At 67.9% G+C, this 12,297-nt stretch carries 6 protein-coding genes; 1 reads left to right on the top strand and 5 read right to left on the bottom strand.

Going from position 1 to position 12,297, the window contains the following annotated elements; translation table 11 throughout:
* From FJV41_RS30570 to FJV41_RS30555, 4 genes are all read right to left on the bottom strand, one after another.
* Positions 1 to 976 (bottom strand): type III PLP-dependent enzyme domain-containing protein (locus tag FJV41_RS30570; protein WP_141646113.1); only part of this gene is annotated, 976 nt, incomplete at its 3' end.
* A complete protein-coding gene (locus FJV41_RS30565) occupies positions 973 to 2,511 on the bottom strand; it encodes a class I adenylate-forming enzyme family protein (RefSeq protein WP_141646112.1) in 1,539 nt (512 codons plus the stop codon). The genes FJV41_RS30570 and FJV41_RS30565, both read right to left, overlap by 4 nt.
* A gap of 20 nt (positions 2,512 to 2,531) precedes the next feature.
* Complete coding sequence (locus tag FJV41_RS30560) at positions 2,532 to 5,456, bottom strand: alpha/beta fold hydrolase (protein ID WP_141646111.1); 2,925 nt, start codon at positions 5,454 to 5,456, stop codon at positions 2,532 to 2,534.
* 185 nt (positions 5,457 to 5,641) lie between these two features.
* A complete protein-coding gene (locus FJV41_RS30555) occupies positions 5,642 to 8,953 on the bottom strand; it encodes an RCC1 domain-containing protein (protein WP_141646110.1) in 3,312 nt (1,103 codons plus the stop codon).
* A 327-nt stretch (positions 8,954 to 9,280) separates the two neighbouring features.
* On the opposite strand from FJV41_RS30555, the gene FJV41_RS30550 reads away from it, so the two are divergent.
* Positions 9,281 to 10,879 carry a hypothetical protein gene (locus FJV41_RS30550; RefSeq protein WP_141646109.1) on the top strand — a complete coding sequence of 533 codons (1,599 nt, stop codon included), beginning with the start codon at positions 9,281 to 9,283 and terminating at the stop codon, positions 10,877 to 10,879.
* Between the two features lie 49 nt (positions 10,880 to 10,928).
* Here FJV41_RS30550 and FJV41_RS30545 read toward each other — a convergent pair whose 3' ends face one another.
* A complete protein-coding gene (locus FJV41_RS30545; RefSeq protein WP_141646108.1) occupies positions 10,929 to 12,275 on the bottom strand; it encodes a glycoside hydrolase family 16 protein in 1,347 nt (448 codons plus the stop codon).
* Between the last annotated feature and the right edge of the window lie 22 nt (positions 12,276 to 12,297).

Here is a 12,297-nt window from a genome sequence, read left to right as displayed (position 1 = left end):
GCGCGACACCGATGCCGACCAGCGGCACCCGCCCCAGACCCGACATGCCGCCCAGGTGGTGGATGCCACTGTCGAGGACGACGTACTGCTTGCCCTTCGAGCGCTTCACGTCCATCACCGTCGACCAGAGCGTGCCCGAGGAGCCGCAGAGGCGACGCCCCGACTCGAACCACAGCGAAGCGGACGCGGTCCTCCGTCGCTCCGCGGCCAGTTGCGCGAGCGGCTCGCGCAGGGATGCCAGCTCCGGTCCGACGCCGGGCGTGGCGAAGGGCCAGGGGAATCCGCCCCCCAGGTCCATCACCTGGAAGGGGAGCTCGAACGCACTGGAGAGCGACTCCCCCACCTCCAGCGCCACCCGCAGCGCGGAGAGCAGCGCGGGCACATCCGCGAGCTGGGTGCCCTGGTAGATGTGCAACCCCAGCAACTCGATGGCACCGAGCGCGGCCACGCGTGCGCGGCCCTCGCGCCACTCCGCCTCGTCGAGACCGAACTGGCTGCTCACGCCACTCATCGCCAGCCGGGCCACGGGAGGTGCATCCGGGTTGACGCGCAGGAGGACTCGCGCCCGAAGCCGAGCGACTCGCGCGGCCCGGTCGATGCGCTCCAGGTCCGTCCACGACTCGGCGGAGAAGCGCGTCACGCCAGCGCCGAGCGCCCCACGCACCTCGTCGGCGCTCTTGCCCGGGCCGGAGTAGAGCACCCGCTCCGGAGCGAAGCCCGCGGCCACCGCCACCGCCAGCTCTCCAGGCGATGACACCTCCGCGTCGCAGCCAAGTCGGCAGAGCGCCTCCGCCATCGCCGGAAGCGGGTTGGCCTTGAGCGAGAACAGCACCCGGCTGCCCTCTGGCAGGACGGACATGAGCTCGCGCGTGCGCCGCTCCACGTCCCCCAGGTCGTAGACGTAGAGGGGCGAGCCGTACGTCTCCAACCATGCCGCGGCCCGAGCCGCCAGGTGCGGACTCATCGGCGCGCTCATGGCTGTCCTCCCGCCGTCAGCAGACTCGCGAGGGCCGCCCGATCGAGCTTGCCGTTGGCCGTCCTCGGCAGCTCTGGCACCCAGTGCACCTGGTCCGGAACCTTGTAGGGCTCCAGGCGACTGGCGAGCGCATCGAGCAGCCCGGCCTCGCGCGGCGGCGGCGCGCCCGGGAGGGAGGTGACGAAGAGGTGCAACCGGTCGACTTGCGCCTCTTGCACCACGCCCGCCTCCGCGACACCGGGCAGCCCGCAGGCCACCTCTTCGATTTCGAGCGGGTGCATCCGGAAGCCCCGGCGCTTGAGGAGGAAGTCCCGGCGCCCGACGAACTGGAGGAAGCCCTCCCTGTCCATCCGGAACAGGTCACCGGAGAACAGCACGCGGCCCAGCCCGCGCGGGTGCACGCGATAGCGCAGCGCGGTCTCCTCCGGCGCCCGCCAGTACCCGAGCGCGACGTGGCGCCCCTGGATGACCAGCTCCCCCACTTCGCCTGGCGGAAGCACATGGCCCTGCTCGTCCAGAATCATCGCCTCCGTGCCGGGCAGCGCGCGCCCCACCGAGCCCGGGTGCGCCTCCAGCTCCTCGGGCAGCAGGATGGAGACGCGCTTGCACTCGGTCAGTCCGTACATGGGGAACACGGAGACACCCGGCAGTTGACGCCGGAGCTGCTCCACGTGGCTGGCCGGCAGATGTGCGCCCGTGTTGGTGAGCGCCCTCAAGCGCAGCGCGCCCGCCCCACTCCGGCCGAGCAGCTTGAGCAACGCGGCGAACAACGTGGGCACGCCGGGGAGCACGGTGACGCGCTGTCGCTCCAGCGTGGTGACCAGCGCCGGCCCGGCCAGCTCCGCGCTCCCGACGAACACGCCCGCCCCCACCTGCGCGGCGAGGAACACCTGATACAGACCGTAGTCGAACGAGAGCGGCAGGAAGACGCCCACCACGTCCTCGGCGCGGTACTGGAGCCGCTCCTGGATGGCGGCCACCACGAAGAGGATGTTGTCGTGGCTGAGCGTCACGCCGCGCGGCGCTCCCGTGGAGCCGGACGTGTAGATGAGGCAGACCGGATCCACGTCCACACCCGAGAAGGGCGGACACTCCGCGGGCTCGCTGTCCAGGATGCGCGACAGCCGCACTCCCGAGGCCGGCTCCGCGCCCTCCCCCACCCAGACGATGGGCACGTCGGCGAAGGCCGGCGCGAGGTGCGCGGTGGACTCGTCCAGGAAGGCCACGGTGGGCGTCACCTGCTCCAGAATCCTCCGCAGGCCCGGCTCGCGAATCGCGCCATGCAGCACCGCGAAGATGCCGCCCAGCCGCGCCGTCGCGAACGCGGCCAGGGCCACCTCCGCGCGGTTGCGGGTGAGGATGACGGCCCTGTCTCCCCGCCGGAACCCCTGGCGCGAAAGCCAGCCCCCCAGACGCCGGGTAGACGTGGCGAGCTGGGCATAGGTGAGCGAGGCCCGGTCGTCGGACAAGAACAGACGGTCCCCATGATGGCGCTCGGCTTCTTCCAGCAAACCGCAGAGGTGATGGGGCGACATGCGTGTCTCTCCCAGACAGGTCAGGACAGCCGGTCGTCGGTGAAGATTTCCTTCTTCACCATGAACCTCGTTGTCTTCGAGAGGATGCGCTCGTTGAAGGCCACGCGCTCGGGATGGGCCAGCAGCTCGTTGCGAAGCTTCAGCGGCTCGGGCAGCCCCACGTCCTTGTAGATGTCCGGGTTGTAGAGCTTCTGCATCGACGTGAGCATGAAGCGCTTGAGCGCGCGCTCCACGTCCCGCAGCCGCTCCACGCCGTGCTTCGCCCGCAGCCCCTGGTGGAGCCGCTCGATGTTCAACCGCCCGTAGCTGATGTGGCGTGTCTCATCCGAGTGGTGCAGCCGGTTGATTTCACGCACGAAGGGCGGCAGACGCAGGTCCTTCGCCATGTGGCTGTTGTAGCCGTCGACAATCTCCTCGAACACCAGCACCGTGGCGAACGCCAGGAACTCCTTGATGTCCGTCTCAGGGAAGGTGTCGTAACGGATGCGGCGGTCCTTGTATATCTTTCCGCCGTACGTCAGGCAGAACCGCGAGAAGTACCACATGTGCTCATTCTCCTCGAGCACCAGGTGGTGGAGGTATTCGGAGGACACCTCGTAGCCGGGGGTGTGGATGCGGCTGATCATCTCCGTGAGCAGCTCGCGGATGCCCGTCACGTTCAGGCTGAAGAAGTTGATGCACTCCCACTTGCTGAGCCGCAGGAGCTGCTCCGGCGTCAGCTTCTGGGCCCAGGGCGTGCCATGGACGGAGAGCAGCTCCGGGCTCATCCAGGGCTGGTCCTCGGGGAGGGACTTCTCCCAGACGAGCTCCCGAAAGGGATTGGAGGTGTCCGCGTTGGAGAGGTGAATCAGCCGCTCGAGGGTGCGCGCGAAACCATCCCCGGCGGGCTCCACGGGAAGCGCCCCGGAGGGCGCGTGCTGGGCGAAGTCCTCAATCATGGTGGCCATCCCTTCGTCATAGAAATGGGAGAAGTGGTCCGCGGTCGGCTGGAGCACTGTCTTCGCGCCGACGAGCCGGGAGGCCAGGAGCGCCACCTGGTCCGGGTGCGAGATGGCATCCGCTCCACCTCCGAAGACGAGCACGGGCTGCTTCACGGAGGACGTCCAGGCGTCCTCCCGCTCGCGGAAGAGCGCGCAGACCATGTTCGCGTATCGGAAGAGACTGGACGGCGTGCGGAACGGCACGCTGGTCATGTAGAGCAGATGGGGGTCCGTGGAGGTGAGGACGCTGGCCACCACCTTCCGGTCCTCGCTGTTCGACGCCTCGGCTCCGGGGCTGCCTCCGAAAATCAGCTTGCAGTAGCGCTCCGCCACCCGGGGGTTGGCGGCAATCTGGGGGAAGAGCTGGCGGAGGTTCTTCTCGAAGGACGTCATCGGGTGGTCCGCGGTCGCCGCCAGCGACACCGTCCCGTTGAGCAGCACGCCGCGCGCGAAGCGCTCGGGGTGTTCGGCCAGCGCGCGGAGCGCCACCTGCGCGCCACTGCTCCAGCCCACCACCGCCTCCACCCGGGAGATTCCCAGCCGGTCGAGCACGGCGACCAGGTCCGCCACATGGACGCTGGAGTCACACTGAGAGGGATTGAAGTCCGGCGTCGGCGTGGGCAGCCAGCGGGTGTTCCACGTCACCACCCGCCAGTTCTGGGCCAGCCGCTGCGCGAGCGGCGCCAGGAACTCCTCGGGCATCGCGTAGGCGTTGCAGAGGACCAGCACCGGGCGCGCGGGGTCCCCCCGGGTGAAGGCACACACCTCCGCCCCATCCGGGGCGCGAACCTGCACGGGGGTGAACACCAGCCCTTCGCGCTCGCGCGCCAGCTCCGCGAGATAGCTCGAAAGGTAGACATCCAGGTCCGCGAGGGAGAGCGGCGGGTGCGGAGGGAGCGCGCGGGCGAACCGCTTCGGGTTCAGGCCGTAGCTTGCGTAGAAGGCGCCGCGCAAATCGAACAGCTGTTCAATCGGGGACGCTTCCGTCTCACGGTGCGTGGTGAAGCTGAGGATGGGCAGCCGGAGCGCATGGGACATCCGGTCCACCATCCCCGTGGCCGGAAGCTCCACGGGCCCCACCAGGTGATGCACCGGCCCGCCCTCGAACCGGGTGGCGCTCAGCCGGAGCATGTCCAGCACCACGTGGTCCACGGGCACCATGTTGACGCCCGCGCCCTCGTGTCCCAGCAGCCGCAGCGGGTCCGTGACTTGCGCCAGCTCCCGGCGCAGCCGGTACAGCTCCCGCACGAAGCCATAGATTCCGAACCGCGTCCCCCCACTGCGTCGGCTCGCGCTGGGGCCGATGATGACCGAGGGACGGACGATGCTGTAGGCGCGACCGGCCTCCTCACAGGCACGAGAGACCTCGCGCTCCGCCTGCGCCTTGCTCTCCTCGTAGTAGTTGTTGAAGTCCGCGGCACCGCCCGTGGGTTCCGGATGCAGCGCTTCGGGAATCACTCCGCGCCGGGTCCCCGCCGTGTAGGCGGTGGAGACATAGACAAACCTCTCGGCCCCTACCTTCCGCGCGACCTCCAGGATGTTTCTCGTCCCGATGCAATTGTGTGCATGGATTTTGTCCCGGTGGCGATTCTCATACGCGAGGCTGGCCGCGGAATGCCACACCTCCTCCAGCCGCGCCTCTTCCAGTCGCCCCAGGTCCTCGGGTGAGAGGCCACAGAGCGGGAGGGTGATGTCGCCGACGAGGCAGACGACATTCTTTTCGACGGCCTCCAATGGAACGGGGACGTCATACGAGGCCGCGGCCTCCGCGAGAGATTCCAGGAGTCTCTCGCGCGCATGCTCCGGCGACGTGCCACGAACCAGGACGAAGAGCCGTCCCCCTGCCCTCAGTCGCCAGAGGAGGAAGTGGCTTCCCAGGAACCCCGTTCCCCCGGTGAGGAGAAGCCGGGTGGGACGAAGCTCTCGTCCGTCATACTCCAGGGGATTCGCATATGTCGCACCCATGGGCCGCTCCGCTGGGTAGGGCTGCAAATGCAGCCAACCTTATGCGGGGCGCATCGCGGGCTGTCAACACGATTACGATGTGTCTCGTATGACATTGATTGCATCGCAAGGCGATTGAACCATACGATTCTCGACAGAGTCCCGGGAGGGGACGACGCCCCCGGGACCCATGCCTCATGTATGCGTTACCAGACGTTCACAGGCAAGGTGCGGTGCGGCAGAACGCCGTTGCCCAACTGGCCGTGGAAATTGAGGCCCCATCCCCAGAGCGCCCGGTCGTCGCGAATGGCCAATGAGTGCTGGTCGCCAGCCATGACAGACAACACGCCCGTGAGGCCCGGCACGACCACCGGCAGGTTCCGCGCGGCATTGCTCCCATCGCCGAGCTGCCCCGCGTTGTTGGCGCCCCACGAGCGCACCGTGCCATCCGCCATCAAAGCCAGTACATGCTGGGCTCCCGCCGACACGGAGGCGACTCGGGTCAACCCGAGAACCTGCGTCGGCGCCAGGCGGTTGAGGTTGCCGCCATCCCCCAGTTGTCCCGCGCTGTTCTGCCCCCACGTCCACACCGTCCCGTCTGACTTCAACGCCACGGAGAAGGAATCCCCGGTGTCGATGGCGAGCACGTTCGACAAGCCACCGACAGGCACGGGAGCCGGACGGCTCGTGAGGGTCCCATCTCCGAGCTGCCCGAAGGTGTTGGTGCCCCAGCTCCAGACAGTCCCATCCGCCTTGAGCGCGAGGGCGTGATACCGCCGGGCGGAGATGGCCACGACGCCGGAGAGGTTGGCCACCAGCACGGGGGTGTACCGCGTGTTCGTGACGGTGCCGTCACCGAGGTGGCCATGCCAGTTCTCGCCCCAGGCCCAGACGGTGCCGTCCGCCCTCAGCGCGAACGAGTGCCAGTCTCCCGCGGCGACAGCCACCGCGCTGGACATCCCCGGCACCCAGACGGGCGACAGGAACACGGGCGCGCTGTTCTGCCCCTGCCCCAGTTGTCCCGACGTGTTGTAGCCCCATGCCCAGACGACGCCGCCCGCGCGGAGCGCCAACGCATGGTAGGGCCCGGCATCCAGGCTCAGCACATTCGAAAGTCCGCTGGCGGAGACGGGCGCTCGCCGCACCACCGTGCTGCCATCCCCCAGCACTCCGTTCGACGTATTGGTCCCCCAGCTCCACACCGTGCCGTCGCCGCGCAACGCCAGCGAGTATTGCAGGCTCGCGCTGGTGGCTCGCGCCCCGGAGAACAACGTCTTCGTCGGCGACGGCACCATGGCGGAGACTCCGTCGCCCACCTGCCCCGACGTGCCCGAACCCCAGGCCCACAAGGTGTTGTCGTCGCGGACCGCGAGGAGGTGAGCATCCCCCGCGACGAGCGACGTCGCGTTCACCAGTCCCACGACACGCCCCGCCACCACGCGTTGAGTCGTCGAGCCATCCCCCAGTTGCCCCGAAGAATTGGAACCCCAGGTCCACACGGTGCCATCCGACCTCAGCGCCGCGGACTGGGAGCCTCCCGCGCTGATGGCGGCGACATCCGTGAGATTGAGGACCCGCGTGGGCACCAGGCGCTGGGTGGTGGAACCATCTCCGAGCTGCCCCGAGGAGTTGTAGCCCCATGCCCAGACGGTGCCATCCATTCGCAAGGCCATGGAGTGGAGGTACTTCGAGGAGAGGGACACCACGCCCGTCAAGCCCGGCACGGCCACGGGAAGCAGCCGCTGGGTCGTCGTGCCATCCCCCAACTGTGCAAACCCGTTGTTACCCCATGCCCACACCGTTCCATCCCGCTTCAGCGCCAGGGAGTGGGAGTTGCCGCCCACCACCGCCACCATGGAGGTGAGTCCGGGGACCTGGGCGGGCACTGCGCGAGAGGTGGCGCTCCCGTCTCCCAACTGCCCTGATTGATTGGAGCCCCAGGACCACACCGTCCCATCCGCCTTCACGGCAAGCGCATGGTTGTCACCCGCGGACACGCTCACGACATCGTTCACCCCCGCGACCTGCTCGGGGACACTTCGCGCGGTGGTCGTCCCATTCCCAAGCTGACCCATGGCGTTCTCGCCCCATGTCCAGACGGTGCCGTCGGTCTTCAAGGCCAGGGAGAAACCGCGCCCCGCCGCGAGCGCGAGGACGTCAACGCCAAGCCCCACCACCTGCACCGGGGCGGCCCGATGCGTCGTCGAACCGTCACCCAACTGTCCGAAGCCGTTGGAGCCCCAGGCCCACACCGAGCCGTCTGGCTTCATCGACAACGAGTGATTCGTTCCTGCCGCGGTCTCCACTCGCACGGACATGGCTGCCGCTCGCGTGGGCTCCGTCCTGAGCAGCCGGGTGCCATCCCCCACCTGCCCGTCCGCGTTGTTTCCCCAGGACCAGACCTCGCCCCCGGCCCTCATCGCGACCGAGTGCTGTCCTCCACCCGCCGCGACGCCCAGCACGCCCGTGGTGACCTGCACGGGCACGGGAGAGGGACGCTGCGTCGTCGTGCCATCGCCCAGCTGACCGCGCGCATTGCCGCCCCAGCCCCACACCGTACCGTCCGACTTCAGCACCAGCGAGTGCTGTCCCCCACCCGCCACCGCCGTCACGTTCGCCATCCCTAGCGCCTGCACGGGAGCGGAGCGCCCCGTCGTCGTCCCATCTCCGAGCTGGCCGAAGGCGTTCTGCCCCCAAGCCCACACCGTTCCATCGACCTTCAACGCCATCGAGTGCGAGCCACCGCCCACGATGGCCACCACCGCCGTCAGGCCCGGCACCAGGCCCGGGACGATTCGCTGCGTGACGCCACCGTCACCGAGTTGCCCATCCGCGTTCGCACCCCACGTCCACGCCGTGCCGTCCGCCTTGAGCGCCAGCGAGTGTGAGTTGCCCGCGCCAATTTCGGACACGCCCAGCAGGCCGGGAACAGCTACGGGAAGAAGCCGCTGCGTGGTGGTGCCGTCACCGAGCTGGCCGGTCGCGTTGTTGCCCCAGGCCCACACCGTGCCGTCCGCCTTCAGTGCGAGCGAGTGCGAGAAGCCCGCGACAAGCCGCACCACGTCCGTGAGCCCGGGGACGCGCACGGGCGACAGGCGCATCACGGTGTCACCAAGCCCCAACTGTCCCCGCTCGTTGTTCCCCCACGCCCACACCGTGCCGTCCGCCTTCAGCGCCAGCGAGTGCAGGTCTCCCGCCGAGACGATGCTCACCGACGACAGCCCCCAGACCCGCACGGGCGTTCCATGGGTCCGCGTGGTGCCATCTCCCAGTTGTCCGAACGTATTCGCGCCCCAGCTCCACGCTGTTCCATCCGGCCGCAGCACCAGCGAGTGGAGCCGGCCCGCCGAGACGGTTTGATTTCTCGGAAGCCCCTCGGCGGCCTTCACCGTCCCTACTTCGGGCAATGAAGGCTCCCGTGAAACAGGCTCCGTACAGCCCAGGGCCCACGGCCCGCACAGCAACAACAGACACGCCCAGACCGCCGGGCCACGCGACATCTTCTCTTCACGTCTCATTGGTTCCCCTCCCCAACACGGTGCGAACACTCCAGTGAGGCGGGCGCCTCACGCGGAAGTCAAATTATTCAAATTAAGCATGATTAAGTCTGAAGAGGGAAACCCACCCAGGAAACAGAGGCGGGTCTTTCGGAACATCGCCCGGCACTGGGATGAAGTGGCCCATGACCCCCTACGGCGTTTGGCCCGACCGTCGTGTCACTGGCCATGGACGCCGCACCCCGGCCCCACAGCAGGCCAACGGGGACCTCTTCACACGCAGGGAACTTTAGTTATTCAGTAACAATTGTACTTCCACTGCCGCCTCGACTAGGAGGCGCCGTCAACATGACCTCATCCTCCTATTCGTGGCTGAAGCGCGTGGCGCCCCTGGGCGCCGCACTGTCCATGCTCTGCGGCGGAGCGACGCTGGCGGCCCCAAAGCCGTGGTGCGCGCCCAACCGGAGCCCCATCACCGCGACGATGTCCATCAAGACCGATGTGAAGAACTCGGGCGGCAGCTACCTGGCGCCTGTCGTCGTCAGCTCGATTGCCCATGCGCAGTGCCTGGATGCCTCCGACGCGAAGTACAAGGAGGAGGCCGCACAGCACCGCGCCGCGTTCGTCGCCGCCTCCGGCCTGACGGACGCCGAGGTGGAGGAGCTGTTCGCCTTCGAGGCGGACTCGAACGGCCAGGACAAGCTCCCCCGGAAATTCTGCAACGAGCTGGAGGTGGACCCCCAGAAGCAGTCAGCCAAGACGTATGGGGCCCGCTCGGCCCTGCAGACACTGCTCTGCGAGCGAGGCTCGGGGAGCGGCTACGACTGGATGGACACCACCGCGGTGGAGGACGTGCTCGCGGCGAAGAGCTGCGCGACCAGCCTGCTGCGCGACTGGTCCGACAAGTCACGCACCGCGTACACGCTGATCGACTTCGCGCATTGCGAGGCGGTGGGCCAACGGTTGAACGAGGAGCGGTACTTCAAGGAGCTGGCCGCCGAGCCGGAGCTGCCGCGCTACCTGGCCATCTGGGGGAAGATTCACTGGAACGACACGGTGGCGAAGCGGGCGGAGCTGCACAAGCGCCTGGAGAAACTCACCGCTGATGACCCGACGCTCAAGGCCGTGGTGTTCGATGAGCCGGCGAAGGCCATCGCGGAGTTCAAGGCCCAGCACGCGAAGAACAGCGCCCTGCTCGACAAGTCGGCGGAGCTGCTGCTCAACCTGAAGAACAAGAAGATTCAAGCGAAGGCGACAGGCTGCTCGGAAGGTTTCCGGGCGGAGCTGGCGAAGCTCTTCGCCGAGCGCAAGCCGACCACGGAGGACGCGGTGAAGGACCTGCTGAACGAGATGACGCCCTTCCTCTTCGCCAACAGTCTGGCCGTGTGTGAGTCCATCGACGAGAAGGACCCCAACGCCTTCGTCATCGCCAAGGAGGTCCAGGGCACCGTGGCGGCCACCGGCCCACTCGAGGCGGCGCGCTGGGCGGCCCTGCACTACATCGTCGAGCACTCGAAGGAGATTGATGGCGCCGAGGACATGCGCATGCCTCGCCCCCGCCTGAACTTCGACTTCCGCTCCGGCCCCGCCGAGCAGGAGAAGGGCACCATCGCCTCGGTGAAGAAGGAGTCGGGCGGCATGGTGAAGGTGACCTTCAAGAAGGAGAAGCTGAAGGAGCCCGTCTGGGACTGCAAGGAGACGAACAAGATTGACCGCATCGATGCCCAGGGCAACCTGGTCTACCGACAGGACTGCAAGTTCAAGGCGTGGCAGACGGTGGTCATCGAGGTGAACCCGGTGACGGTGGAAGAGCGCTTCGCATCCGCGCTGAAGAAGGGACGCTACGCGGAGATCATCTCCTTCCGTGACCGCACCGCGATGCCCGTCCGCGTCTTCGACACGCCCAAGCGCGGCAAGCTGTTCGGCGTCGCCGGCTTCGGCTGGTAGCAGCAGCTGGGGGTGGAGCCGGACTCGCGCTCCACCCCTCAGTCATTGGCTACAGGCGCACCAGCTCCACATCATCCATGTGGATGAAGTTGGCGCCGTTGCCCGTGGTCGCCCGGGTGTGGAACCCCAGCTCCAGGTAGCCGCCGGTGACGGAGATGGCGGGAGACTCCACCAGCGTCCACGCGCCATACGTCCCCAGCTCCGTGAAGGCCGGTGCGCAGGAGCCGCACGTCTTCGCCTGGATGCGCGCCAGCTCGAACGAGCCCCCCTTGCGAACCCACGCACGGACCTTGTAGTTGCCCGACGCCAGCCCCGACACGGCCTGAAAGGTCCACACCTCGAAGGGCGTCGCGTTGGTCCAGTGCGACAGGTGGTAGCTGCCCGAGTGGCCGCCGTTGTACGTCTCGCTGAAGTCCGCCGCCTCGGTGCCGTTGGGACTCCAGGTCGACCAGCCACTCATGTCCGCCTCGAAGCCCGGATTGGCCAACGAGACGCCACTGGAGCTGCCCGCCTGGTACCAGCGAACCCACTCCACCTCCATCGTCTTGCGCTGCCCCAGCGGCAGGTCGACGGCGGCGGGCGAGGTGTTGTTGTACCAGTTCCCACCCAGGGCCAGGTTCAGCAGGATGTAGTGGCTCTGCTGGAACGCCGGGTCATTGTGGAAGAAGTCCGCGTTCGCCCGGACCTGGTTGTCCAGCTTGAACACCATGCGGTCCGCGGCCCACTCCACCTCGTAGATGTGGAAGGCATCCGCCAGGCTGTAGCCCCGGTTGGCTCCCGAGCCCCAGTGCTGCACACCGTTGGACGAGTGCGTGGCGACCTTCATCCACGACGGCTCGTTGGAGTGCCACTCCAGGATGTCGATTTCGCCGCTCGCCGGCCAGCCGACGTTGGAGATGTTCGCCCCCAGCGTCCAGAACGCCGGCCACATGCCGTACCCGGACGGCACCTTGATGCTGGCGACGAGCTTGCCGTAGCGCCGCTCCACCTTGCCCTTGGTGTGGATGCGCCCTGAATAGAACGAGCGCGGCCCATACCCCGCGCAGCGCGAGTCATACGGCCCATCCGTCGTCCGCTCGGCGGTGAGGATGAGCTTGCCCCCGCTCACCGTGACGTTCTGCGCGCGCGGGAACTCCAGCTCCCCCGTGCCGAAGTTGCAGTTGTTGGTGACGGGGTCGTGGTTGCTCGTCAGCACGTTCCAGTTCGCCGCGTTCAAACCCGTGCCGCCGAAGTCGTCCTGCCACACCAGGTTCCAACCCGCCCCCGGGTCGTACGCCTGCTCCTTCTGCGCCTGGCTCGCCAGTGGCGCCGCCTCGGGCTCCACCGCCACCTCACTGCCACAGCCGCCCAGCACCAGCCCCGCCGCCACCAGCCACGTCTCGGTCCGTCCTGCCATGCGTACCTCCCGGAATGGGTGA

This window comes from Myxococcus llanfairpwllgwyngyllgogerychwyrndrobwllllantysiliogogogochensis, from assembly GCF_006636215.1.
GTDB lineage: Bacteria > Myxococcota > Myxococcia > Myxococcales > Myxococcaceae > Myxococcus > Myxococcus llanfairpwllgwyngyllgogerychwyrndrobwllllantysiliogogogochensis.
This window is presented reverse-complemented; position numbering and strand designations above follow the sequence as displayed.